The 25,399-nt window shown below is 64.0% G+C and carries 23 protein-coding genes; 3 read left to right on the top strand and 20 right to left on the bottom strand.

The window, feature by feature from the left end:
• Position 1: 1 nt before the first annotated feature.
• Both leuD and leuC read right to left on the bottom strand, forming a co-directional pair.
• Entirely contained in the window at positions 2-610 is a 609-nt protein-coding gene (leuD, locus tag GQ651_RS00680; protein WP_160762294.1) for a 3-isopropylmalate dehydratase small subunit, read from the bottom strand.
• Positions 610-2,016 (bottom strand): 3-isopropylmalate dehydratase large subunit, encoded by a 1,407-nt coding sequence (gene leuC, locus GQ651_RS00675; protein ID WP_160762293.1) that lies wholly within the window; start codon positions 2,014-2,016, stop codon positions 610-612. The genes leuD and leuC overlap by 1 nt, the downstream gene beginning before the upstream one ends.
• 469 nt (positions 2,017-2,485) lie before the next feature.
• Between leuC and GQ651_RS00670 the strand changes: the two genes are divergently transcribed.
• On the top strand, positions 2,486-4,471 hold the full coding sequence (locus GQ651_RS00670; protein ID WP_160762292.1) for a cation:proton antiporter domain-containing protein: 1,986 nt from the start codon (positions 2,486-2,488) through the stop codon (positions 4,469-4,471).
• Here the strand turns inward: GQ651_RS00670 and GQ651_RS00665 are convergent, their stop codons facing one another.
• The 15 genes from GQ651_RS00665 to GQ651_RS00600 all read right to left on the bottom strand — a co-directional run bounded on the left by GQ651_RS00665 (position 4,472) and on the right by GQ651_RS00600 (position 18,439).
• Positions 4,472-5,383: a metal ABC transporter permease gene (locus tag GQ651_RS00665; protein WP_160762291.1), complete on the bottom strand. Its 912-nt coding sequence runs from the start codon at positions 5,381-5,383 to the stop codon at positions 4,472-4,474. It abuts the gene before it with no gap.
• Positions 5,380-6,585, bottom strand: coding sequence for a metal ABC transporter permease (locus GQ651_RS00660; protein WP_160762290.1), 1,206 nt, complete (start codon positions 6,583-6,585; stop codon positions 5,380-5,382). Before GQ651_RS00660 ends, GQ651_RS00665 begins: the two co-directional genes overlap by 4 nt.
• Before the next feature lie 8 nt (positions 6,586-6,593).
• On the bottom strand, positions 6,594-7,409 hold the full coding sequence (locus GQ651_RS00655) for a metal ABC transporter ATP-binding protein (protein ID WP_160762289.1): 816 nt from the start codon (positions 7,407-7,409) through the stop codon (positions 6,594-6,596).
• A 3-nt stretch (positions 7,410-7,412) separates the two neighbouring features.
• Positions 7,413-8,399: a metal ABC transporter solute-binding protein, Zn/Mn family gene (locus tag GQ651_RS00650; RefSeq protein WP_227257916.1), complete on the bottom strand. Its 987-nt coding sequence runs from the start codon at positions 8,397-8,399 to the stop codon at positions 7,413-7,415.
• 168 nt (positions 8,400-8,567) lie between these two features.
• Entirely contained in the window at positions 8,568-8,747 is a 180-nt protein-coding gene (locus GQ651_RS00645; protein WP_160762288.1) for a PLDc N-terminal domain-containing protein, read from the bottom strand.
• Between the two features lie 12 nt (positions 8,748-8,759).
• Positions 8,760-8,888, bottom strand: coding sequence for a hypothetical protein (locus tag GQ651_RS18860; RefSeq protein WP_264464676.1), 129 nt, complete (start codon positions 8,886-8,888; stop codon positions 8,760-8,762).
• Positions 8,889-8,902: 14 nt separating this feature from the next.
• Positions 8,903-10,189 carry a c-type cytochrome gene (locus GQ651_RS00640; protein ID WP_319637269.1) on the bottom strand — a complete coding sequence of 429 codons (1,287 nt, stop codon included), beginning with the start codon at positions 10,187-10,189 and terminating at the stop codon, positions 8,903-8,905.
• Between the two features lies 1 nt (position 10,190).
• Positions 10,191-11,456, bottom strand: coding sequence for a formate dehydrogenase subunit gamma (locus tag GQ651_RS00635; RefSeq protein ID WP_406565451.1), 1,266 nt, complete (start codon positions 11,454-11,456; stop codon positions 10,191-10,193).
• A gap of 43 nt (positions 11,457-11,499) precedes the next feature.
• Positions 11,500-12,489 (bottom strand): tetratricopeptide repeat protein, encoded by a 990-nt coding sequence (locus tag GQ651_RS00630; protein WP_160762286.1) that lies wholly within the window; start codon positions 12,487-12,489, stop codon positions 11,500-11,502.
• 108 nt (positions 12,490-12,597) lie between these two features.
• Positions 12,598-13,191: a formate dehydrogenase FDH3 subunit beta gene (fdh3B, locus tag GQ651_RS00625; RefSeq protein WP_160762285.1), complete on the bottom strand. Its 594-nt coding sequence runs from the start codon at positions 13,189-13,191 to the stop codon at positions 12,598-12,600.
• Between the two features lie 15 nt (positions 13,192-13,206).
• Positions 13,207-16,191: a formate dehydrogenase subunit alpha gene (locus tag GQ651_RS00620; RefSeq protein ID WP_160762284.1), complete on the bottom strand. Its 2,985-nt coding sequence runs from the start codon at positions 16,189-16,191 to the stop codon at positions 13,207-13,209.
• 94 nt (positions 16,192-16,285) lie between these two features.
• Positions 16,286-16,474 (bottom strand): twin-arginine translocation pathway signal protein, encoded by a 189-nt coding sequence (locus tag GQ651_RS00615; RefSeq protein WP_160762283.1) that lies wholly within the window; start codon positions 16,472-16,474, stop codon positions 16,286-16,288.
• A gap of 44 nt (positions 16,475-16,518) precedes the next feature.
• Positions 16,519-17,136, bottom strand: a complete 618-nt coding sequence (locus tag GQ651_RS00610; protein WP_319637268.1) for a TorD/DmsD family molecular chaperone — start codon at positions 17,134-17,136, stop codon at positions 16,519-16,521.
• Between the two features lie 104 nt (positions 17,137-17,240).
• A complete protein-coding gene (locus GQ651_RS00605) occupies positions 17,241-17,858 on the bottom strand; it encodes a DUF3306 domain-containing protein (RefSeq protein WP_160762281.1) in 618 nt (205 codons plus the stop codon).
• The gene (locus GQ651_RS00600; protein ID WP_160762280.1) at positions 17,855-18,439 is read right to left on the bottom strand and encodes a DUF3305 domain-containing protein; all 585 of its coding nucleotides are present in this window, start codon (positions 18,437-18,439) and stop codon (positions 17,855-17,857) included. Before GQ651_RS00600 ends, GQ651_RS00605 begins: the two co-directional genes overlap by 4 nt.
• A gap of 92 nt (positions 18,440-18,531) precedes the next feature.
• On the opposite strand from GQ651_RS00600, the gene GQ651_RS00595 reads away from it, so the two are divergent.
• Positions 18,532-20,508 carry a 4Fe-4S binding protein gene (locus tag GQ651_RS00595; protein WP_160762279.1) on the top strand — a complete coding sequence of 659 codons (1,977 nt, stop codon included), beginning with the start codon at positions 18,532-18,534 and terminating at the stop codon, positions 20,506-20,508.
• Positions 20,509-20,703: 195 nt separating this feature from the next.
• Here the strand turns inward: GQ651_RS00595 and ggpS are convergent, their stop codons facing one another.
• Genes ggpS through GQ651_RS00580 form a run of 3 tightly spaced genes read right to left on the bottom strand, consistent with a single transcriptional unit; the run spans position 20,704 to position 24,080 of the window.
• Positions 20,704-22,209 carry a glucosylglycerol-phosphate synthase gene (ggpS, locus tag GQ651_RS00590; protein ID WP_160762278.1) on the bottom strand — a complete coding sequence of 502 codons (1,506 nt, stop codon included), beginning with the start codon at positions 22,207-22,209 and terminating at the stop codon, positions 20,704-20,706.
• Positions 22,210-22,230: 21 nt separating this feature from the next.
• A complete protein-coding gene (locus GQ651_RS00585) occupies positions 22,231-23,007 on the bottom strand; it encodes an HAD family hydrolase (protein ID WP_160762277.1) in 777 nt (258 codons plus the stop codon).
• The gene (locus GQ651_RS00580) at positions 23,004-24,080 is read right to left on the bottom strand and encodes an NAD(P)H-dependent glycerol-3-phosphate dehydrogenase (RefSeq protein WP_160763898.1); all 1,077 of its coding nucleotides are present in this window, start codon (positions 24,078-24,080) and stop codon (positions 23,004-23,006) included. Before GQ651_RS00580 ends, GQ651_RS00585 begins: the two co-directional genes overlap by 4 nt.
• Before the next feature lie 260 nt (positions 24,081-24,340).
• On the opposite strand from GQ651_RS00580, the gene GQ651_RS00575 reads away from it, so the two are divergent.
• On the top strand, positions 24,341-25,399 hold the full coding sequence (locus GQ651_RS00575; protein ID WP_319637267.1) for a UTP--glucose-1-phosphate uridylyltransferase: 1,059 nt from the start codon (positions 24,341-24,343) through the stop codon (positions 25,397-25,399).

Raw genomic sequence — 25,399 nt, 5'->3', positions numbered from 1 at the left:
TTCAGATCCAGGGACGCTCGTTCGCGACCTTCGCCTCGTAGGCGTCGATCGAGCCCGCCGCGTTCTCGATGGTCAGGCCGATATCGTCGAGACCGTTCAGAAGGCAGTGCTTCTTGAACGCGTCCACCTCGAACGAAATCGAACCGCCGTCGGGCCCGGTGATCGTCTGGCTTTCCAGATCGACGGTCATAACGGCGTTCGAGCCGCGCTGCGCGTCGTCCATCAGCTTGTCGACTTCCTCTTGCGGTAGAACGATAGGCAGAATGCCGTTCTTGAAGCAGTTATTGTAGAAGATGTCGGCGAAGCTGGTTGAGATCACGCAGCGGATACCGAAATCGAGAAGTGCCCAGGGCGCGTGCTCGCGGCTCGACCCGCAGCCGAAATTGTCCCCGGCGACGAGGATCTCGGCATTTCGGTAGGCAGGCTTGTTCAGGACGAAATCGGCGTTTTCGGTTCCGTCCCGCTCGAAGCGCATCTCGTCGAAGAGGTTCGCGCCCAGACCGGTCCGCTTGATCGTCTTCAGGAACTGCTTGGGGATGATCATATCGGTGTCGATATTCATCAGCGGCAGCGGCGCCGCGACCCCGGTGAGTGTGGTGAACTTTTCCATTACATCAGCTCCCGAACGTCGGTCAGGCGACCTGTGATTGCAGCCGCAGCGGCCATGCCGGGCGACATCAGGTGCGTGCGGCCCTTGTAGCCCTGTCGCCCCTCGAAGTTACGGTTGGACGTCGAGGCGCAGCGCTCGCCCGGCGCAAGCTGGTCGGGGTTCATGCCAAGGCACATCGAGCACCCCGCCATCCTCCATTCAAAGCCCGCTTCCTGAAGCTTCTGAGCGATCCCCTCTTTCTCGGCCTGAAGACGGACAAGGCCCGAGCCCGGCACGATCATCGCGCGGAGGCCGTCCTTGACCTTGCGGCCTTCCATGATCTTGGCGACCTCGCGCAAATCCTCGATCCGGCCATTGGTGCAGGAGCCGATGAAGACCGTGTCGATCTCGATATCGGACAGCTTCTGGCCGGGCGTCAGCCCCATGTAGTCGAGCGAGCGGCGCGCCGCGTCCACCTTGCCGCCCGCGAAATCCTCGGGCGCCGGGACTGTTGCGGTGATCGGAAGGACGTCCTCGGGGCTGGTGCCCCATGTGACGACAGGGGCGATTTCGGCGGCGTCGAGTTTGACGATCTTGTCGAAATGGGCGCCATCGTCGGAGAAGAGCGTCTTCCACCATTCCAGCGCCATTTCCCACTGGCCGCCTTTCGGCGCATGGGGACGGCCCTTGACGTATTCGAAGGTCTTCTCGTCGGGCGCGATCAGGCCCGCGCGCGCGCCGCCTTCGATGGCCATGTTGCAGACCGTCATCCGGCCTTCCATCGACAGCGCCCGGATCGCCGAGCCGCGATATTCGATGACGTGGCCGGTTCCGCCCGCGGTCCCGGTCTTGCCGATGATCGAAAGCGTGATGTCCTTGGCGGTGACGCCGGGGGCAAGCTCGCCCTCGACCTCGACCAGCATGTTCTTGGCCTTCTTCTGGATCAGCGTCTGGGTGGCAAGCACATGCTCGACCTCGGACGTGCCAATCCCGTGGGCCAGCGCGCCGAACGCACCGTGGGTCGCCGTGTGGCTGTCGCCGCAGACGATGGTCATGCCGGGCTGAGTCCAGCCCTGCTCGGGGCCGACGATGTGAACGATGCCCTGACGGTTGTCGTCGATGTCATAGATCTCGATCCCGAAGTCCTTCGCGTTCTGGCGCAGCGCCTCGATCTGGATACGGGACTGCTCGTCCTTGATCCCCTGCAGGCGGGTCGGGTCGGTCGGCACATTGTGGTCCGGCACGGCAACGGTTTTCTCGGGCGCGCGCACGGGCCGGCCCGCCATGCGCAGACCCTCAAAGGCCTGCGGGCTGGTCACCTCGTGGACGAGGTGGCGGTCGATATAGAGATGGCAGGTGCCGTCTTCCGCCTCGTGGGCGACGTGGGCATCCCAGATCTTGTCATAGAGCGTACGGGGTGTGGTCATTTCATGAATCCTGGCTGACATGGTTGAAGAGCGCGCGAAACGCGCGGGCGGTCCGGGTCAGGAAAGTCGGGCCAGCACCGTCATGGTGGCGCCAAAGAACCGCCAGGGCAGGCGCGCGCGGTCATCCATGTCGAAAACGAGTGTCATGGCTGATCGGATACAGCCGACGCCTGAAAAGGGCAAGCGGGTGCATCATGCGGCAATGGTCTTCTTCTGTTCGGAAATACTCCGGGGAGGCTCGGTCACGAGCCGGGGCGAAGCCCCCTCTCCCGCTCCATCCGCGAAAGCCTCGTGGACAATGCACCCGCAGCAAGCATATCCTTGTCATCGTGTATTTCGAAAACGCTCACGGCAGAGCCCGGTCCCGGATATCGCAGGCTTATGACGCTCCTCTGCACCCATCAGAGACAGCGGAAGCTACGCCACGGCATCCCCGGCGCGCCGAGGCCAAGCTGAAGCAGGGCAGGCTATGACGGGTTTCTTGTTCGAGGCGGTCATCTTTCTGGTCGCGGCAGTCATCGCGGTGCCGATTGCGGTACGGCTCGGGCTGGGCTCGGTGCTGGGCTATCTGATCGCGGGTATCGTGATCGGCCCGGTGCTGGGGCTTGCGGTGGAAACCGAGGATCTGCAGCATTTTGCGGAATTCGGCGTCGTGATGATGCTGTTCCTCATCGGTCTCGAACTGAGCCCGCGACAGCTATGGGACATGCGCGCCAAACTCATAGGCCTCGGCGGGCTTCAGGTCAGCGTGACCATGCTTCTGATCATGGGGCTCTGCATCTGGCTCTTTGGCTATGCCTGGCAGACATCGCTGGCGGTCGGCATGATCTTCGCGCTCTCGTCGACGGCCATCGTGCTTCAGACGCTGAACGAAAAGCGCCTGATGCAGACCGGAGGCGGGCGCTCATCCTTCTCGGTCCTCCTCAGTCAGGACATTGCCGTCATCCCGATGCTGGCCCTTCTGCCGCTTCTGACCCTTCCGACCGTGTCACATTTCAACTCGGACGGCTCGATCATGCGGCCTTCGGATGCAGGTCACGGCGGCACCGCGGCGCATGGCGACGGGCACGGCGATGTCGCGATGTCGCTTGTCGACGGGCTGCCCGGCTGGGGCGTCACACTCGTCACGCTCGGCGCGGTGATCGTCATCATCCTTTTCGGCATGTACGGCACCCGTCCCCTTTTTCGCTTCGTTCATTTCGCGCGCCTCCGCGAACTCTACACCGCCTTTGCGCTTCTGATCGTGATCGGCATCGCGCTTCTGATGACCATGGTGGGTCTGTCGCCGGCGCTCGGGACGTTTCTTGCTGGCGTGGTCCTGGCGAACTCGGAATTCAGGCACGAGCTTGAAAGCGATATCGAGCCGTTCAAGGGCCTGCTTCTGGGTCTTTTCTTCATCACCGTGGGCGCCGGCATCAATTTCGGCGCGCTCTTCCGCGATCCGCTCGACCTGATCGGCCTGACCCTTTTGCTGATGCTCGTCAAAGGGCTGGTGCTGTATCTTCTGGCACTGATCTTCCGCATCAGGGGGCGGGACAAGTGGCTCTTCACGCTCGGCCTCGCGCAGGCCGGTGAATTCGGCTTCGTTCTGATCAGCTTCGCGTTGCAGCAAAGCGTTCTGCCCCCCGACCTGGGCCAGCGGCTTTTGCTGATCGTCGCTCTGTCGATGCTGCTTACGCCCCTCTTCTTCATCGCCTACGAGCGGCTTCAGCATCGCATGTCCGGTCCGGGCGAGACACCGGAGGCCGACGTCATCGAGGAACAGCAGCCGATCATCATCGCAGGGATCGGACGCTTCGGTCAGGTGGTGAACAGGCTTCTGATGCTGGCGGGCTTCAAGGCCGTGGTGCTCGACCACAACATGGAAGCGATCGAGACCATGCGGCGCTTCGGCATCAAAAGCTATTTCGGCGACCCGACGCGCCCCGAACTGCTCCACACCGCCGGTCTGGACGAGGCGCGCGTGCTCGTCGTGGCGCTGGACGACAAGGAGGCGGCGCTCAGGCTGATAAAATACGCCCGCTCGCGGCGGCCTGATATCCATATCGTCGCCCGCGCCCATGACCGGGTGCATGTCTACCAGCTCTATCAGGCGGGCGCCGACGACATCGTACGCGAACTTTTCGACTCGTCGCTCCGTGCGGGGCGATACGTCCTCGAGAATATGGGCCTCACCGATATCGAAGCCGCGAAGATCGAGCATTTCTTTTTCCGCAAGGATCGTGAGGGGCTGCGCGAACTGGCGAGCCTCTGGGATCCGTCCATTCCGGTCAGCCGCAACCCGGCCTATGTCGCCCGCGCCAAGGAACTGAACGCCGAGTTGGAAACCGCGCTCGTCTCGCATCTGGACGACGGCTCGCCTATTCAGCCGGAAGAAGAGATCGACGATCCCGACCTCGCCAAAGAGCAGCCCTCCGGCACCGCCGAAACGCCGCTGCCGCGCGAGGCTGGGTGATCAGATGCGCCGCCGCTTTGGCCCTGCGATAGCGGTCAGGGCCAGGATCACGCCTGATACGGTGGCGATCATGCCGGCCGCGCTGACCGAGTTGCCGAAGCCCAGCCAGAGCGGTCCATACCCGGCAAGCACATAGCCGAGCACGGCGGAGATCAGCGCGAAAGCCACGGACCACAGGACCTGGTGCACCAGCCGGTCAGTCACAAGCCGCGCGGCGGCCGGCGGGCAGATGAACATCGCGATGACGATGATCGACCCCACCGCGTCGAAAGCCGCCACGGCTGCGATGGCCGAAACGATCACAAGGCCAAGACCGATCGCGCCGACGGGCAGGCCGAGCGTGGCCGCGAAGCCCTCGTCAAAGGTCGAGATGGCGAGCGGACGCCAGAACAACGCGAGCAGCGCCACGATCAGAAGCGCGACTACCGCGATCCGGCCCAGTTCCGGCGGCAGGCCGGCCAGCGCCACGGGGTCGGTCAGAGACGCCCAGCCGGTCGCGTCGAGCCAGATCAGGCTTTCCAGATTGCCGTAAAGCGCGTGCTCGACGTCGAGGTGCACGCCCGAGGTGTCGCTCAGTTCAAGGATCAGCACCCCGGCCGCGAACATGGACGTGAACACCACGCCCATGGCAGCGCCCGGCTCGATCCGTCCGAAGCGGCGGATGCCTTCGATGGCGGCCACCGCGATCAGAGCGGCGGCGGCGGCGCCGATAAGCATGGGGATCGCCGCGATGGTGCCGGTAACCAGAAAGGCCATGACAATCCCAGGCAGAACGACATGGCTGATCGCGTCGCCAATCAGCGCCTGACGCCTCAGGATCAGAAAATTGCCCGGCAGCGCGCAAGCGACGGCTGCGAGACAACCGATCAGAAGCGGCACGAGGCTGAAGGGAACGAAATCCGCGCCGCTCATGCCGGTACACCTTTGGGCGGGCCGATCTGGGCGTCGATCTGGGCGATCTGGTCTGGGGTCAGCACGTCCTCGATCTGGGTCAGCCCGTCATAGCGGGCGGCGGCAAGCTCGAACTCGGGCGTGCGGCGGGCGACCTGCCAACGGGTCTCGTCCCTGAGCGCACGGGCAGCACGCGCGCGCCCGTCATCGGTCGCGACACCGTCGGCGCGGGCAAGACGTTCGGCGGTCAAAAGGCGGATCGTCAGCGGCTCGTAGATCGGATGCCCCTGCGCCAATGACAGAAGACCTTGCCGGATATGCACTCCGCGCTGGAAGCGCCGGTGGCGGAACCCGGCAGCGACCAGTCCCCGCGCAGGGGCGAAAAGGAGCGAGGCGCAGAAAAGTCCGAAGGCAGTCAGCACGATGATCGGCCCTGTGGGCAGGTTCGGGGTCGAGGCCGAAATCGCCGCGCCCACCCATCCCGAGACGCCGCCGATGCCGCCTGCTATCAGTGCAACGCGGTCAGCCCTTTCGGTCCAGAAACGGGCAGCTACAGGCGGGATGATCAGAAGCGCGACGATCAGGATCAGGCCCACGACCTTCAACCCGATCACCGTGACGCCCATGACGAGGCCCATCATGATCAGGTCGGTGCGGCCCACGTCGATCCCCGCCGAACGGGCATAACCCGGATCGAAGGACGCGATGGTCATCGGGCGGCGGAACACAAGAACAAGCGCCAGCGCCGCGGCGCCCCCCGCCGCGATCAGGACCGCATCCGAGAAGAGCATCCCCGCCGTCGAGCCGAGCAACAGACCTTCCAGCCCGGCCTGCCCTGACGTCGCCATGTTCTGGATCACCGTCAGAAGTACGATACCGAAGCCGAAGAAGACAGAAAGAACGGCGCCGATTGCGGCATCCTCGCTCAGCCTCGTTTGCGACGACAGCCACTGAACCGCGATCAGGCCCGCTGCCGCCGAAACGGCCGAACCTGCCAGAAGGATGCCCAGGTTACGCCCGTCGAAGCCCGCAAGGCTCATCGCGATGAAGGCGAGCGCGACACCGGGAAGGGTCGCATGGCTGATCGCGTCCGAGACGAGCGCGCGCTTTCGAAGGAACAGGAACGTGCCCGTCGCGCCGGCTGCGACACCGAGAAGCGCCGCGCCCAGCCCGACGAGCGAGGCGTTGTAGCCAAGTTGAAAGGTCAGCGCGTCGAGAAACACGGGGAAGCCTAGCCGGTCACCGGTACCGCATCGGGCCGCGCCGCCTGAAGCCGCCCGCCATAGGCCTCTGCGAGGGCGGTCTCGGTGAAGACATCCGCAACGGGACCCTCCGCGACCTTGCGGACATTCAAAAGCAGCACGTCGTCGAAATAGTCCGGCACCGTGGACAGGTCGTGATGCACGGCAACAACCGTCTTGCCCTCGTCCCGAAGGGACTTGAGAACACCGATGATCGCCTTTTCCGTCGCCGCATCAACACCGGCGAAAGGCTCGTCCAGCAGGTAAAGGTCAGCACCCTGCGCGAGGGCGCGGGCGAGGAAGACGCGCTGTTGCTGGCCGCCCGAGAGCTGGCCGATCTGGCGCTCGGCGAAATCGGCCATGCCGACGCGGTCGAGGCAGGCAAGCGCCCGGGCGCGATGTGCGCCCGTGAGACGTCCGATCAGACCGAGATGGCGGTAAAGGCCCATTGTCACCACGTCGATCACGCGAACAGGGAAATCCCAGTCGACGCTGGCACGCTGCGGCACATAGGCAATCCGGGGAAGCATGGCCTTCAGAGGCTGGCCATACATCGTGACCTGCCCCGAAAGCGGGGTGACGATGCCAAGGGCCGCCTTCAGGAGCGTAGATTTGCCCGCCCCGTTCGGCCCGACGATCGCCGTCATCTTTCCAGCGCGGATGGTCGCGTCGATCGAGAAGACCGCGGGTTTCTGACCGTAAGACACGGTCATCCCGCGAATGGCAAAGGGACTGGCGGCGCGCGCGGCCTCGGTCGCGGTGTCCTGCGCCAGCGTCAAATGCGGAGTGCTCGGGGCAAGTGTCATGGCTCAGCTTCCCGCGCTCAGGCGGCCGTTCAGCCCGCGAAGCGGCGCGTCGCCGCCGAGAGCGCTGGCGATCAGCGTGGCGTTATGGTCGATCATGCCGATGTAGGTGCCCTCGTAGGTGCCGGGCGCGCCCATGGCATCGGAGAAGAGCTCGCCCCCGATCCGCACCTCATGGCCCCGCGCCGCAGCGCCTTCGATCAGCGCCTTGACCGAGCGGTCCGAAACCGAACTTTCCACGAAGACCGCGCCGATCCGGCGCTCGACCAGCATGTCTACAAGCTCGCCCATGCGGGCCAGGCCGGCTTCGCTTTCGGTCGAGATGCCCTGAATGCCGACAACTTCATAGCCGTAGGCGCGGCCGAAGTAGTTGAACGCGTCATGGGCCGTGATCAGGACGCGGGCACTCTCCGGCACGCTCGACAGCACGCCGGTGGCATAGTCGGCAAGCGTGGAGACCTCAGTCAGATATTCGGCGGTGTTCGCCTTGAAGGCCTCGGCATGTTCGGGCGCAGCCGCCACCATCGCATCCCGCGTGGCCTCGATCGCGTAACGCCAAAGCGCCGGGTCCATCCAGATATGGGGGTCCTTGCGGTCGGCATAGTCGTCATGCGCAATGCGGAGGTCCGACGGCATGGCCTCGGCCACCGGCACGACGCGGGTGCGTCCGGCTAGATCGGCCATGAAGTCTTCCATCTGGGCTTCCAGATAGAGGCCGTTCCAGAGCACAAGATCAGCGCGTGCCAGCGCGACGATGTCGCTTCGCGTCTGGCGATAGGCATGGGGGTCGACCCCCGGCCCCATCAGCGCCTTGACGGTCACGGCATCGCCGCCGATCCGGCGGGCCACATCCGCGATCATGCCCGTAGTCGCCACGACGTCCAGAACACCGGAGGCACGCGCGGGCGCGGACATGCCGCCAAGGACAAGCGCCGAAGCCCCAAGGCCCAGCAATACCCCTCTGCGATCCGTGCGCCACGCCATGTCGTTCATCCTCCCGTGAGACCATAGTCTGAGAATAATTCTCAATGTCATAGTAAATGAGAACCATTCTCAAAAAGTCAAGGGAGACTACGAACAAAGGATCAAAATCCGCGCGAATGCCGGATTTTTGGGCGCTCTCCTGCGGAGAGCGGCCGGGTGCACAGGATTGAAAGGGGTTCAGGCTGTGGCGCGGGGACCTATCAGGAACCAGGCGATGAAACCGAAGATGGGCAGGATCAGAACGGCCGACCAGATCAGCCGCACGCCCATGCTCCGCCCCGAGCGCCAGACGTCGGTCAGCCCCCAGAGCGCAAGTGAAATGATGAAGAGCTGCAGAAGCCCGAAGTAATCCGTCATCGGATCGTGCGGTCAGTCGATCCGAACGGCGGTGCCGGCCTGCCGGTCACCCGAACCGAAACCGGCATATTCGCCCAGCACGAACCAGGCACCCACCGCGATAAGCGCCATGGCGGCGAAGGCGGTCAGCATGGCTTTCATTGCATCGTCTCCCTTCAGGTATTGTTCTTCAAATATGCGATCAGGTCGTCCCTGTCGTCTGGATTCTGAATGACCTGCATCGGCATTTTCGAGCCGGGGATATAGTGATCCGGACCCAGATCAAAGAGCAGGTCGATGGTCTCGTCGTTCCATTCGATATCGAGCCCGGTCAGCGTCTCGGAATAGAGATACCCCGGCACCGTGCCGGCCTTTCGCCCGAAGACGCCGGCGAGGGTCGGCCCGGCCCGGCGCGCGCCATCCTCGGTCAGGCTGTGGCAGATCGAGCATTTCCGGCGGAACTGCCGTTCGCCGTTCGACATCTTGTCGGGATCCTTCAGAAAACCGCGCTCGACCGTCGCCATGATCGGTGCATCCAGCGTGTTATGGGCAGGCCAGACATAGGCTGTGTCGTCGATCCCTCCGCCCAGAAGCCCCTCGCCATCGCCGGTATAGGCCAGTGCCCAGACCGGCCCCTTGGCTGCGGCGCGGAAGTCGCCGTTGATCCGCCAGTCCTCGGTCGAGACGGTCATCACATAACCCTCGCCGTCGCCCACGGCGATCTCGCCGCCATCCGGCCTGAGCGCCATCGACAGGATCGGGCGCCGCTCGAGCGTGAGGTCAGCCAGAAGCGTATCGGTCGTGCTGTCGATCACCCGCGTGCCGCCATCAACCGCGCCATAGGCGAACCAGCCGTCGCCAACGAGGATCGTGTTGACCCCGAAGCCGTGGCTAAGAAGCAGGCGTTTCTCACTCGCGGTCGCCACGTCCCAAGCTCGGATCGTGCCGTCGGCGGAGGTGGAATAGACAAGCGTCCCGTCGGGTGAGAAAGCGACATCGGTGACCGACGCTTCGTGCCCCGTCATGAACTGCGGCGCCCCCTGCCCGTCAAGCGGCCAGAGCCCCACAGAGCCGTCCCACGAGGCCGAGGCCAGAAGCGCTCCGTCGGGGGACACGGCCAATGACGCGACCTGTCCCTTGTGGCCCTCCAGACGCTCGCGTCTCTGACCGGCCTGAAGGTCCCAGACCTCGATGGCAAAGTCGTCGCCACCCGAGGCTGCGCGGCCACCGGGCAGGAAGATCGCCGTCTTGACCGCCGCCTCATGGCCTTCGAGCCAGGTCACCTCTTCCCCGCCAAGGGTCCAGTAGCCGACCGAGTTGTCGAAGCTGGCCGTCAGCGCGTGACGGCCATCGTGCGAGACGGCGGCATCCATGACCGGCCCGCCATGCCCGACGAGTAGCCGGAAATCCGCTGCGGCGGCCGGCGCCGCCATCAGCGTCAGGCAGACAAGCGCGCGGATCACGTCACTCGGCCGGGGTGGCCCCGCCGGGCGCGTCGATCTTCTGGGGGTTCTTGGACTGCACCTCTTCCACCCAGAGCGAATGGTGCTCCTTGGCCCAGTTCAGATCGACTTCGCCCGAGCCCATGGCGTCATAGGCGCCCTCCATGCCGACCGAGCCGATATAGATATGGGCGATGATAATCCCCATGAGGACGAAGCTGACGATGGCGTGCCATGCCTGCGACAACTGCATCTCGGCATGAGGTGTCAGCGTCTCGGGCAAAGCGCCCAAACCCACCGCTTCGGGCAGGCCAGTGCCGTTCAGAAGCGCGAAAGTCTTTGCGAACATCGGCAGTTCAAACGGGAAGAGGAGCGACAGGCCCGACGCAGAGATCGAGGCGCCAAGGACGATGACCGACCAGAAGATCAGCTTCTGACCCGCGTTGAACTTCTTCGCGGGCGGATGCGCCTTGGTGAAGATGCCGCCGCCCTGCAGAAGCCACTTGATGTCCGTCTTGTCGGGCAGGTTGTGGATGACCCACATCACGAAAACGAGGACCAGCGCCAGCATGAAGGCCCAGGAGACGTTGTTGTGGATCCATTTCGCGCCGAGAAGCGCGGTCTCGAGCCACGCCCCGTCCTGACGCGCCATGATCGAGGCCTCGTCGGAGAGCCCCGTCTCGGGGCGTCCGATGGCGAGCCTTGCATAGAGCGTGAAGAGCCCCGTCAGACCGAGCAGAATGAACGACCCGGCCAGAAGCCAGTGCCCGAAGCGCTCGATAGCCTTGAAACGCAGAATGGTCGCGGCAGAGCGGCCGGCGCCGATGCGGATGCGCCCGCGGATCAGGAAGAACAGAGCCAGAAGACCGATCACCCCAAGAAGGAAATAACCGCCATAGGTTCTGAGCGGGCCCTCGCGGAATTCGAGCCAGCTCATGCCACTGTCCTGTACCAGCAACGTGGCACCGGGCGCACGCACCTGACTGGTCACATCGGCGGTTCCGAAGCGGAGCGCACGCCATAGCTCGGGGTCCGAGGCCCCACCAAGGGTGCCGAGCGGGTCCGCGATCGACGCGGCACCGTCCCGGCTGCCCGTATTTTCGCGGCGGAAGTCCATATCGACTTCTTCGCCCCGCTGGCGGCGCAAGATATCCTCAAGGGTGGTGGCGCCGCCGGTCTCGGCCCGGCTCGGCGCGGCCTCGGCTTCGGTTTCGGCCGCCGACTGCGCGAGGGCCATGGGTGAAGTAAAGGCAAGCGCCAGGGCGACAACGCCCAGAAGTCGCATCAGGTGTACCACAATTATCCTCCCATCCGGGTGCCGGAGCACCGCCTTATTGTCTTTTCGCCGCTTCCAGCTTCCAGGCCATCTTATGCGCCTCGACAGATGCCTTGAAGTCGCCAAGCCCTTCGTAAACATCCGCCAGCCCGCGAGCGAAGATTTTCTCCCAAAGAGTATAGTCCATTTTCCGGGCGATTTCAGACCCAAAGCGATAAAGGTCGCGCGCCTGGCCGAGATTGCCGCGCTCCTTTTCCAGCTGTGCGTGCCACCCGACGATCTGGCACTGGGCGCGCGTATCCTCGTCCTCGGTTGCGATGGTAAGACCATCAGTGAAATGCGCTTCTGCCCGGTCCAGTTCACCGAGGTCGATCAGGCAAGCCCCCGCCACCTCATGGGCGTAAGGCAGGATCACGCGGTTGTTGAACGTGTCAGCCAGCTCAAGCGCCCGCTCGGCATGTTCAAGCGCATGCGCGGGCGCGTCGTCGGCCTGCATCCATCGGGCGACATTGTGCTCCACCCGCGCCAGTTCGGCACCTTCCGCAAGGCTGCGCGCCTTGCCAAGGATCTCTCCCGCGCTTTGGCGATTGCCACCGTGCCGCTGAATCGTCGCCAGTGTCGTCAGCAGGTCCACATGCGCCGGCTCGCTGTCCATGTGCGCGACCAGCATCAGGCCGCGCTGAACCGAGCAGTCCGCAAGATCGAGCCGGTGGCGCGAATAGTGAATGACGCCGAGAACAGAATAGATATGCGCGCGTTCGACAGGAAAAGCGTCTTCGGGCAGGGCGCCCTCGACTCTCAGCGCCTCTTGCATGGACAGGTCGAAATCGCCGCGCCATTTCGCCTGCCAGGAAAGACACATCAGCGCGAGACCGCGTTGCGTAATAGCTCGTTGGGATTTCTCGCCCTTCAGGATCGCAAGCGCGCGTTTGGCGTACTCAACGCTTTGCGTCCGGCGGCACCACCGCGACGTCCATGCGACCCGCGTCAGCAAGGCGGGGTCGCCGAATGTCAGCGCATTGTCAGGTTCCGCCTTCTGGTCCATCCGGGGCTTTGACGAGTGTTCAGATGCTACTTAATCAAGAGCGCCCCGGCCTGAGCCGGAGCGCCCAATGTCACAACGCACGCACGGCGCCACAGCAAAGGTGCGGGATCAGCCGCCCTTCTGGCCGTAGGCGGTGCCCCAGCCCCATGCGCCCGAGCCGAAGCCGCGGGCCACCACGCGCTCGCGGTAGATATCCGACACGTCGTCGCCATCGCCCGCCAGAAGCGCCTTGGTGGCGCACATTTCGGCGCAGATCGGCAGCTTGCCTTCCGCGATCCGGTTGCGGCCGTACTTGTTGAACTCGACCTGCGTCATGTCCTCTTCCGGGCCGCCGTTGCAGAAGGTGCACTTGTCCATCTTGCCACGGCTGCCGAAATTGCCGGCCTGCGGGAACTGCGGCGCACCGAAGGGGCACGCATAGAAGCAGTAGCCGCAGCCGATGCAGAGGTCCTTCGAGTGAAGGACCACCCCGTCGGCGGTCTGGTAGAAACAGTCGACCGGGCAGACCGCCATGCAGGGCGCGTCCGAGCAGTGCATGCACGCGACTGAGATCGAGCGCTCGCCCGGCGAGCCGTCATTGATGGTGACGACGCGGCGACGGTTGATGCCCCATGGCACCTCGTGCTCGTTCTTGCACGCGGTGACGCAGGCGTTGCATTCGATGCACCGTTCGGCGTCGACGAGGAACTTTGCTCTAGCCATTCTTCAATCCTCCCCTCAGGCCGCAGTGATCTTGCAGAGCGTGGCCTTGGTCTCCTGCATCTGCGTCACGGAGTCGTAGCCATAGGTCTGTGCGGTGTTGCAGCTTTCGCCAAGGACGTATGGGTCCGCCCCTGCCGGATATTTGTGTCTCCAGTCCTCGCCCTGGAAATGCCCGCCGAAGTGGAAGGGCATGAAGGCGACGCCTTCGGCGACCCGCTCGGTCAGCATGGCCATAACCTTGACCTTGCCGCCTTCGGGGCCTTCGACCCAGACCTGAGCCCCATCCCGAATACCGATGTTGTTCGCGGTGCGCGGGTTGATCTCGACGAACATGTCCTGCTGAAGCTCGGCCAGCCACGGGTTCGACCGGGTCTCGTCCCCGCCGCCCTCGTATTCGACCAGACGGCCCGAGGTCAGGATGATCGGGTAGTCCTGGCTGAAGTCGTTCTGCTGGATCGATGCGTACATGGTGGGCACGCGCCAGAAGGTCTTGTCGTCGTAGGTCGGGTAATCCGCCACCAGATCGCGCCGGTTCGAGTAGAGCGGCTCGCGGTGCGTCGGCACCGGGTCGGGGAAGGTCCAGACCACGGCGCGGGCCTTGGCGTTGCCGAAGGGCGCGCATTCGTGGGCAATCGCCACCCGCTGGATGCCTCCGGAAAGGTCGGTCTTCCAGTTGACGCCGCCGATCTTCGGCTGCCAATCCGACGGGTATGGCCCCTGCTGGGACTGTTCACCGACCTCTGCCGTGCCCTCGCGGACATAACCGGCGACGCGCTCGATCGAGGCCCGCTCTTCAGCAGTCAGATCGGCATCCCAGCCCAGGTCCTGCAGCATCTGCATGGTGAACTCGGGATAGCCGTCCTGGATTTCCGAACCCTGGCTGTAGACGCCTTCGGCGAGAAGGTTGTCGCCGTCCCGCTCGACGCCGAAGCGCGCCCGGAACGTCAGACCACCCTTCGAGACCGGCAGCGACATGTCGTAGAGGTTCGCCGTGCCCGGATGGTTCATCTCAGGCGTGCCCCAGCAGGGCCACGGCATCCCGTAGTAGTCGCCATCGGCAGGACCGCCATTCGCCCGGAGCGTCGTCCGGTCGAAGGTGTGCTGGTTGGCCATGTGCAGGCGCATCCGCTCGGGCGACTGGCCGGTATAGCCAATCGTCCACATGCCGCGGTTGAACTCGCGGGTGATGTCCTCGATCTTCGGCTCGGGGCCACGGTCGGTCTCGACCACCTCGATATTGCGGAAGAACTTGTCATCAAAGCCGAACTTCCGGGCGAACATCGCCATGATGTTGTGGTCCGGACGGCTCTCGAACAGGGGCTCCACGACCGTCTCGCGCCACTGGAGCGAGCGGTTGGACGCGGTGACCGAGCCATAGGTCTCGAACTGCGTGCACGCCGGCAGCAGGTAGGCGCCGTCGGTCCGGTCATGCAAAATCGCCGAGACGGTCGGATACGGGTCCACCACGACCAGAAGGTCGAGTTTTTCCATCGCCGTCTTCATTTCCGGCAGACGGGTCTGTGAGTTGGGCGCATGGCCCCAGAGCACCATCGCCCGCGTGTTGTCGGGCTGCTGAAGGGCCTCGCGGTCTTCCAGAACACCGTCGATCCAGCGGCTGACCGGGATGCCGCGCTCGTTCATCATCAGGCGGTCTGCACCATCGGTGCCGGCACCTTCCATCACGTCGAAGCGGCCCTTGAGCCAGTCGAGATCCTCTTCCCAGACGCGCGCCCAGTGGGCCCACGAGCCCGGCGCAAGACCGTAGTAGCCCGGCAGGGTGTCGGCGAGGACGCCAAGGTCCGTCGCACCCTGCACGTTGTCATGGCCGCGGAAGATGTTCGTGCCACCACCCGAGGTGCCCATGTTGCCGAGCGCAAGCTGCAGCACGCAATAGGCGCGGGTGTTGTTGTTGCCGTTGGTGTGCTGGGTGCCGCCCATGCACCAGATCACGGTGCCGGGTCGGTTGTTCGCCATCGTGCGCGCGACGCGCTCGAGCTGGCTGCCCGGCACCCCGGTCACACGCTCGGTTTCCTCTGGCGTCCAGCGGGCGACCTCTTCCTTGATCTGGTCCATGCCCCAGACGCGGGTGCGGATGAATTCCTTGTCCTCCCACCCGTTCTCGAAGATGTGCCAGAGAATGCCCCAGATCAGCGCAACGTCCGAGCCCGGCCGGAAGCGGACATACTCGTCGGCATGGGCCGCGGTCCGCGTGAAGCGCGGGTCGCAGACGATCAGGGGCGCGTTGTTCTGCTCTTTCGCGCGCAGAACGTGCAGGAGAGACACGGGATGCGCTTCGGCAGGGTTGCCGCCGATGATGAAGATCGCGCGGCTGTTGTGGATGTCGTTGTAGCTGTTGGTCATGGCGCCGTAGCCCCATGTGTTCGCCACACCGGCAACCGTCGTCGAGTGACAGATACGCGCCTGATGGTCGATGTTGTTCGTGCCCCAGTAGGCGGCAAACTTGCGATACAGGTAGGCCTGCTCGTTGTTGTGCTTGGCCGAGCCGAGCCAGTAGACCGAGTCGGGGCCGCTTTCCTCGCGGATCGACAGCATCTGGTCGCCGATCTCGTCGATGGCCTGCTCCCAGGAGACGCGCTTCCACTCGCCGCCTTCCAGCTTCATCGGATACTTCAGGCGACGCTCGCCATGGGCGTGCTCGCGGACAGCCGCGCCCTTGGCGCAGTGGGCGCCCAGGTTGAAGGGGCTGTCCCAAGCCGGTTCCTGACCGGTCCAGACGCCGTTTTCGACCTCGGCCAGAACGGTACAGCCGACCGAGCAGTGGGTGCAGACCGACTTGACGATCTCGACCCGGCCCTGTGCCGCTGCCTGAGCTGCCGCCGGGGCGACGCGCCCGCCAACGGTCGCCAGCGCTGCGAGGCCACCTACGGCCAGACCCGAGCCGCGGAGGAATCCGCGGCGGTCCACCTTCTTCTCACCAACCTGGGAAAGGATCGACCGGGACCGTATCGCCGACGCCCCGCCTGTCTTTTTCCTGAGCATATTCCTGTCTCCCTATTGCCCGGCCCGTTGCCTCGCCGGGACTTTTCGTCCGAGGGCGGACGTCGTCACGCCCCCTTGCGAAATCTCCGCTGTCTCAGAATCGCGCTGTATCGAGGTACTGCTTGACGTGACCCGTCTTTTTCATACCGAGGCTTGTCGGCGCCTCTTCGGCGGCGGCTTCAGTCGCGCCCGTGGCCATCGCCACGGCGGCAACCGGCGCAGCCGTGCCCGCAAGTTTCAGGAAGTCCCTTCGGCTGCTCTTCTGCTTCTTTTCGTCTTCCAAGGTGATCCTCCCTTTCTATCGTCTTGGCGACGCCGCGTCCGGCGTCAGGTGTCCATCCTGAAGGCTTCGATCTCGATCTCCATGAAGGCGCGGCCGATCTTGCCGACAGGCGCATAGAAGACCGAGTTCTCGGCGGCTTCGAGGTCGGTAAAGAAATGTCCCGCCCATGTGGCGAGATGTGTGTTGAAGAAGGCGTGCTGATCGTCGAGCGACAGCGGGTCGCCATAGGCGCCACGGATCAGACCCGCCATCATCTCGCAGAGCGTGGCGATGTGATCCTCCGGCTCTTTCACGTCGGGGTTCCGCTCGATCCCGAGCTGGGCCATGTGCCCGCGCAGCCGCGCCAGCGGCTTCTCGTTCAGGAAACCGGTCAGGTAATAGCTGGCATAGGGCAGAAGCTCGCCGCGTCCGAGACCGATGAAAAGCGTGTTGTATTCGCGTTCGACGCCCGAAGGCGCCGCAGAGGCCGCCACCTTTGCCAGGGCGGCCACGCCCTGCCCGAGGTCAGAGCCGTCTCCACCCAGTTTCGAGGCGCTTTCAAGCGTCGCGGTGTCGGGCGGTCCTGCCAGAAGACGTGCGAGCATGGCATAGAGGTCTGCGCGAAGAAGATCTTCCTCGGCAATCTGCACATCAAGCCCGGCCGTTTGGCTCTTTTGGCTCACTCGCGGTTCCCAGTATTCCGTTGCACACATTCACGCTACGGCAAGTTTTTTGTCTGGGCAAATAAATTTTCCAATCCGGCGCCTGTGGAACGTGCGCCCCGCTCTCAGGTTCGAAAGCGCATCCGTTGGGGGCGGGCCGGCGCGGGTTCACGAGCCTCCGCAGGCGCTTCCGTCGGTGCCGGATGGCCTGTGCCTTCGGGCGCGGCATGAGGCGCGTCTTCATGGGTCTCGGCCCCGGCGGCCACGGCATCATCTGTCGTCTCGTCAACGACGCTCGCCGAATCTGTTTCAGAGTCCGTCGATTCGGGCTCCGGCCTCAGGAATCCGCGCCCGACCTGATAGGCGGTCTTGAGGATCTTCAATGTCTCTTCAGGCGAGTTGAAATCCTCATCGTAGTCATTCAGCCCGTCGACATTCGCCAGAACGGGATTGCTGCGCCAGAGACGTCGAAGCGCACGTTTGCGAATCAGATCGGGTACGCCCGCCCGCATGAAGCCCGAGAAATCGTCCCCCGCCCCGAGCGTGTCGGGATCGGGCAAGCCAAGCCGCGCAAGGACCACGTCCTCTGGCTCATCCTCAAACGGTTCCGGCATGGCCCCGACGGCAGCATCGTCACTTCCGACCGCCTCAGGCATAGGCTTTTCTTCGACCCGCGCCTCTTCGGCAACGGCCCTTTTCCTTTTGCTCCAACGGGATAGAAGGCTGTCGTCGTCGCCGCTCATTTCGACGCTCCGGGCTTCAGGCCGGCCGGAGCGCGATAGACGTCCGACTCCTGGCGGATTCGCGGATCGCCCTTGCCGTCCTGCGTCAGGTCCACCCGAGCCCTGTCGCGCCGGCGTTTCTTGAATTCGGTTTCCCTGTAATGCGCCTCGCAGAAATCTCGGATCATAGCGACAAGCGCATCGGGCATCGCCACCGGCTCGACCAGCACCTCGGCGCTATCGGTGTAATCGCCCGCGATGTCCGCCGATGCCGTCACGACATGGACGTCGACTCCATGCTCGTTTTCCACATGCGCGCCCTTGTCGAGAACGACGAAGATCGACGGAGGCGTCATCATCAGTGACGTGCGGTATGAGCCCACCTCGGTCGCGTGAAGCTCCAGCCGCGCGACAGCGGCGAGGTATTCGGTATGGCCGTTTTCCTCGCGAAGAACGCGCCAGCCCGCCTCGGTGGCGCCGGGAATCAGCGCAACCGCTTTCCACGCCCATTTGGCCCAGCGCGTGACACCCGGGCTGCGGCGCAGAACGACGCCGAGCGGGATCACGATCTCCTTGGAAGCGATGTCGGTCGTTTTGCTCATGACATGACTAAACGCAGCTTGTTTGCCATTGTCAAAACAACTGACCAGTATGCCGCCGCAAGGTCGGGATTCGGAGGGAGGAGTCCGAGGTCATGGCGAAGATCGAACGGGTTATTCTGTGTTCCTGCGAAAGCACGATGGAGACCGATCCCGAAAGCGCGTCGGCGGCGCTGGCCGGGGCCAGCGTCCTCCGCGCAACGCGGGCCTGCACTGGCGATACGGACGTCGCGGCCAAGGCGCTGGCCGAAGACGGAACGACCCTGATCGCCTGCGGCCAGATGGCAGGCTTTTTCGAGGAGTTGGCCGATGAGCTGGGTGCGGGCGACCGCCTCGCCACGGCCGATATCCGCGACCGGGCCGGCTGGACGGCGGATGGCCGCGCCTTCGCCAAGCAGGCCGCGCTTCTGGCAGAGGCCGCCCTGCCCCGCCCGGCCACGCCGCTGCGCGACATCGACTCCTCGGGCACCTGCCTGATCCTCGGCGCGCCCGACGTCGTGCTCGACGCGGCCGAAGTGCTGTCCGACACGCTGGCCGTAACAGCGCTTCTGGACAGCGCGCCAGACGACATGGTGCCCACCGACCTCTTCGACGTGGCGCTCGGACGGCTGAAATCTGCGAGCGGCTCTCTCGGCCGGTTCGAGGTCGTCGTGGACGGCTATCGCCAGATGCTCCCCGGCGGACGGGGTGCCGCGCGCTTCGGCGATGCCGCGGACGGCGCCCGGTCGGGCTGCGACATCATTCTCGATCTCCGGGGCCAAGGCCCGCTCTTTCCCGCCGATCACAAGCGCGACGGCTATGTTCGCGCCGATCCAGGCGACCCGCGCCGCGTGCAGACGGCGATCGCCGAGGCGCGCGACCTGCAGGGCACGTTCGAGAAACCGATCTACATCCGCTACGACGCGTCGATCTGCGCGCATTCACGAGCCTCGCAACAGGGCTGCGACCGTTGTCTGACGGTCTGCCCGACCGGCGCAATCGTGCCGGCAGGCGACCACGTCAGCATCGACCCCGACATTTGCGCCGGCTGCGGTGCCTGCGCGGCGGTCTGCCCGTCCGGCGCCGCAAGCTATGACGATCCGCCGGTCAGCCACCTCTTCGCACGGCTTCGGACACTGGCGTCGGCGTATCGCAAGGCGGGTGGTTCCGGCGCGCCTAGGGTGCTATTCCACGACGCCGAGCATGGTGCCGAACTGATCCGCCTTTCCGCACGCTTCGGCCGCGGTCTGCCTGCTGACGTGATCCCGGTCGAGGTCCCGAACATCGAGGGCGTCGGTCATGCCGAACTGCTGGCGGCGCTCGGCGTGGGCTTTGCAACCGCGACGGTTCTGGCCGGGCCCCGGAGCGACCTGTCGGTGCCCAACCGGGAAATCGCGCTGGCCAACGCAATTCTGGAAAACGACACGCAGATTTCACTGGTTGAACCGGCCGAGCCCGACGCGCTCGAAGCCGCACTTTATGACGAGGGGCCCGCGGCCCCGCTGGACGCCGAGCCTATCCTGCCGCTCGGCGGACGGCGCGAGGTGACCCGTATCGCTGCAGCAGCGATGACCAAGAGCGAAACGCCGATTCCGCTGCCCGATGGCGCCCCATACGGCGCGATTGCCGTGGACACCGACGCCTGTACGCTCTGCCTCGCCTGCGTTTCGCTCTGCCCCGTCGGCGCGCTCGGCGACAGCGCGGATCGACCGCAATTGCGTTTCCAGGAGGCCGCGTGTCTGCAATGCGGTATCTGCGCCTCCACATGCCCGGAGAATGCAATCAGCCTCGTGCCGCAACTCGATACCTCGAAAGCGGCTCTGGAATTCCGCGTCCTGAACGAGGAAGAGCCTTTCGAGTGTATCGAATGCGGTAAGGCTTTCGGCGTCCGATCGACGATAGAGAGGATCGTTGAAAAGCTGAGTGGCCAGCACTGGATGTACACGAATTCCGACAACACGCGACTGATCCAGATGTGCGACGATTGCCGTATCACAGCACAGTATCACCAAGAGGCGTCACCCTTCCGAATGGGTGACCGGCCACGCGTCAGAACGACGGAAGACGAGATCGCGGAACGCGACAAGAACTGAAGGGGCCAGAGGGGCGCTGCCCCTCCGGACCTCCCCGGAGTATTTTTCAACAGAAGAAGCGAAAATTTAAGTCAAATTGTCTTCGCCTGTTCTGATATATCCCGGGGGTGAATTGGCCAGAGGCCAAGAGGGGGCAGCGCCCCCTCTTTCCCGCGATTGCGCAAGCAAGCGCAAATCTACTGAAGCGCCCAGTCGTCAGGCGGCTTCGGGCTTCGGCGACGGGCTGCCGCCGACCTTGCCCAGAACTTCGTCGATGGATCGGCCCCAGGCCCCGACGTCGTATTTCTCGACCGCCTTCTTGAGCTCGGCCATCCGCGCACGCTGCTCGTCCTCGCCCATGCGCAGGCCGCGAAGGATCGCCTCGTCCATCGAACGGTTCGAAAACGGGTTGGCGATCACAGCCGACCCCAGTTCGACCGCCGCGCCGGCGAATTCCGACAGAACCAGAACGCCAGCGCCGTCCGTTCTTGCCGAGACGTATTCCTTGCACACAAGGTTCATCCCGTCCGCAAGCGGTGTGATCCATGCGACGTCGGCGGCCCGGTAATAGGCCACCAGCTCCGCGAATGGGATCGGTCTGCTGATCAGGCTGATCGGTTGCCAGTCGAGTCGCCCGAAACGGCCGTTGATCCGGCCTGCCGTCTCTTCGATGGCGGCCTGCACCTCGGCATAGACGGTCATGTTCCGGTTGGCACTGACCGATACATGCATGAGCCGCACCTTGCCGTGCAGTTCGGGATTGGCTTCGAGTACACGCTCAAAGCTCTGCATCTGTTCGACGCCGCCCTTGGTGTAATCCGTTCGGCCGACCGACAGGATGAGCTGCGCATCGCCCATTTCCTTACGGATGCGGGCGACCTGATTTGCCGTCTCGTCAGTTGCTGCGCGTTCCGCGATATAAGCGGTGTCGACACCGACCGATGCGGTGTTCACGATCACATCCCGGCCTTTCCACGACAGACGCGTCGGCACTGTGCGTTCGGTCAGGGCAGTGCCTTCCGAAATCAGATCTTCCGAGACGCGCACCCGTTCCGTCACGTCGACATCCGTCAGGGACCGCGCAACCTGTACGAAATTCGCCGCGTAGCGCGGGATATGGAACCCGACCGCGTCGCATGCGAGAAGGCTTTCCGTGATTTCCTTCCGCCACGGCAGCACGTTGAAGATATCCGGCGGCGGGAAAGGCGTGTGGTGAAAGAAGGCGATCTTCACATCCGGCCGCATCTGCCGCAGATAGCCCGGCACCAGCCAGAGATTGTAGTCGTGGACCCAGACGAGGGCTCCCTCGGCGGCTTCGGATGCGGCGGCCTCGGCGAAGGACCAGTTCACTTGCCGGAAATTCGGCCAGTCGACGGGGTCGTAATTATAGCGCTCCTTGAAGCCGTGCAGGATCGGCCAGAATGCTTCTTTCGATGTGACGTGGTAGAACTGCTTGACCTGATTTTCGGTCAGGGGCAGGCGCGACACCGAATACTTGCCGTAATCATCCTCGATTTCGACGACGCGGTCGAAGCCCGGATTGGCGGTGTCCTCGGCCTGCTTCCAAGCCACCCAGGCGCCGTGATCGACCTTGCCGAAGAATGACTTCAGGGTTGGGACGATACCGTTCGGGCTCTTGTTCTCGCGGAACTCGATTTTTCCGTCGAGCTCAACCTCCTCATAGGGCTGGCGGTGGTAAACGATGACCAGATCGGATGACATGGGGGCTCCTTTCTGTGGGTGTCAGGGTGTGGGGTGCAGATTGAAGGCGCGCACGGCGTCAAGGATTCCGGCAGCGCCCACAGGTTCTGCGCGATGCACCTTATCATGGCCTTCCAGCGCGGCCAGAAGCGGAGCTTCTGATCCGCCGACGGCCACGGCCGGCAGGCCACAGGTCAGCATCGAGAAATCGTTCATCGTGTCGCCGGCGGCAAGAACACGGTCGGGCGAAAGATCAAGATGCTCAACAAGGCGCAACAGAGACGGCCCTTTGCTGACGCCCTTCGGCAGAACATCGAAATACTTGTCGTCCGAGACGAGCGTGTCGAAGCCCAGTTCAGCGACCAGATCATGCGTCGCGTCCTCGAAGGTCTCGGGATCGTAGTAATAGCTCACGCGGTAGCGGAAGGATGTCGGCTGCAACTCAAGACCCCGCACATCCTTGAGGGCGTCCCTCACACGCGGTCCGGAATCGCCCCAGCGATGAGCGATATCCTCTTCAAGCGGCCCGATCGGAGCGATACGCCCGTCCGTTGTAACATGCGCAATCGTGGTACCGACATCGCCGACGACGAACTCGGGCCAGGGCAGACCATTCTCGGAACACATCTCAAGAATGAACTCCGGGTCTCGCCCGGTGACGAAGATCAGCCCGATACTGGACCTGTTGGCTTCTATCCAGTCGTAGAGGGTGCGGCGGTCGTCGTCCGTGCCGCCCAGGAACGTTCCGTCCAGGTCGGTAGCGAGTACGAAGTCGGTTTCGGAAATCGGTCGTCCGGTGATCGATTGCTGTAGGGTCACGCAAACCTCTCGGTCAGTTTGATAAGGGCGGCATCGGCCGCCGGATGGTCGAAGGACAGGTCCATCGCACGCGGCTCGGCCTCGATGGGACGCGACCAGAGCGCAGTGAATGTCTCGGCGAGGTCCCCGCCTTCATGAAGGATTTTCCGCACCGCCTCCGCGATGGGCATTGAGACGCCGACACGGCGCGCGAGATCGGTGATGGACCGGGCGTTCATTTCGCCCTCCACCACGACAGGTTGACCGTCGAAACAGTCTTCACGCTTCACCCCGCGGCCAAGCTGCGTACCGAGCGACATGTTGCGCGACGTCTCGGATGAACAGGTGAGGGTCAGATCGCCGATGCCAGACAAGCCCGTCACGGTCTCGCGACGGCCTCCCAGCGCTTCGGCGAGACTCTTCATCTCGTCCAATCCGCGCGTGATGAGTGCAGCACGGGTATTCTCGGCAAAGCCCGCACCCGTCATCATCCCGCAAGCAATCGCGATGACGTTCTTGACTGCCCCGCCAATCTCGACGCCGATGAGGTCATCAGAGACATACCCTCTGAACGCACCGTCGGACAAAGAGACAGCAAAGCGCGCCGCAGGGCTTTCCGCAGGCGAAAGCCGGTCCGCATAACGGAAGTCGAAGGCAACGGTTGCCGCCGTCGGATGGCCGAGCGCCGTTTCACGGGCGAAGGTCGGGCCGGACACGGCGCCTACCGGGCGCGATCCCAGTTCTTCCTCCGCAACCTGCGTCATCAAGAGGCCCGTATCGGCCTCGATCCCCTTTGCGCAGATGGCGACGGGAATGTCTTCGGCCGCCCACTCCGCGACCGCCCGCGCCACAGAGCGCACCGAGCGCGACGGAACGACGATCATGGCCGCTTCGGCACCATCCAGCGCCTCGCTGATTTCGGTGGTCGCCGTCAGCCGTTCCGGCAAGGGCACGCCCGGCAGGTAGACGGCATTCTCGCGCTTCTCATTAATATCAAGCGCCACATCGTCGCGCCGACCCCACAGCCGCACGTCCGCGCCACCTCGAGCGAGGACCGCCGCGAGCGCCGTTCCCCACGAGCCCGAACCAAGCACCGCAACCGTTTGAAAGGGCGCCGACCGTGTCTGTCCGGCCCGCCCGTTTTTTTGTTCCCAAGACACTCGAATTCTCCTGCATTGCAGCAATCGCGTCCGCTTATCCAACCCGACCGCTGGCTAAGGGTTCCGGACAAGTTGACGCATCCCGTGCGCGAGGACAGAGCGCGCCGTGAAGGAATATCTCGAAAATAAGTTGAAAATGCTAATTTGAAGCGGCGCTCTCTAATCGAACTGCACCTTTCCCGGGCAGTCTGCTCATGATTTCAGCAGTTCCAGATGCTCATTGGAATAAATTGCCGCATCGCGGAAACAAAAGCCCAACCGGACCGTTAAGCCGTGAACGTTTCGTTAGCGGAGGGGCCAGTAAGACGGCTTCGACGCCGGGAACCCATGAAGAAAAAGAAGAGAGAGAGCATCACATGTCGAGAAAAGTGAGAACCGCAATTTTCCCCGTCGCAGGACTTGGAACGCGCTTTCTGCCGGCCACCAAGGCAACGCCGAAGGAGCTTCTGCCGGTGATCGACACGCCTCTCATCCAGTATGCGATCAACGAAGCCGTAGAAGCCGGGGTCGAGCGCATGGTTTTCGTAAGCCATCCGTCGAAGAGCGCGATTGAGCGCCACGTTATGGACGACGCCCGTCTGCGGTCGGAACTTCATGCCAAGGGCAAGGACGAGATGGCGCAGGAATTGCGCGAGAACTCGTTCACGACACCCGAAGATGATGTCGTATTCACAATGCAGCATGAGCCGCTTGGACTGGGTCATGCGGTGCTGTGTGCTGCCAAGCTCGCGCTGCCGGGGCCTGTTGCCGTCATCCTTCCCGACGACCTCATCCTTGGCGAACGCGGCGCCCTTTCCGAACTGACGCATGCCTACCAGGAGCTCGACGCGGGCCATCTGGTCGCGACCATGGAAGTTGCCGAGCAGGACGTGAACAAATACGGCGTTCTCGACATCACCGAGCGTCGCGGTCCCGCTGTTCTGGCCCGCGGCATGGTCGAAAAGCCCGACCCGCAGGATGCGCCATCGCGGGAGGCCGTCGTGGGACGCTACGTACTCGACGAGGCGATTTTTGAAGCGCTCAGAACGCAGGAGCCGGGCGCCGGCGGCGAAATCCAGCTGACCGACGCGATCGCCCGCAGCGCCGAAGCCTGCGGTGGCCTCGCAGGTTATCGCTTCTCGGGGCAGCGTTTCGATTGCGGCTCCAAGGCCGGCATGCTCTCGGCCACGCTTTACCTTGCGGCATCGGATCCGGAATACGCTGAAGTCCTTGCGGATTTCGTCGCAAGCCAACGCATGCCATCGGCCGCCTGA

Origin of the sequence: Kangsaoukella pontilimi, assembly GCF_009830125.1 — a bacterium.
Lineage (GTDB): Bacteria > Pseudomonadota > Alphaproteobacteria > Rhodobacterales > Rhodobacteraceae > Kangsaoukella > Kangsaoukella pontilimi.
This window is presented reverse-complemented; position numbering and strand designations above follow the sequence as displayed.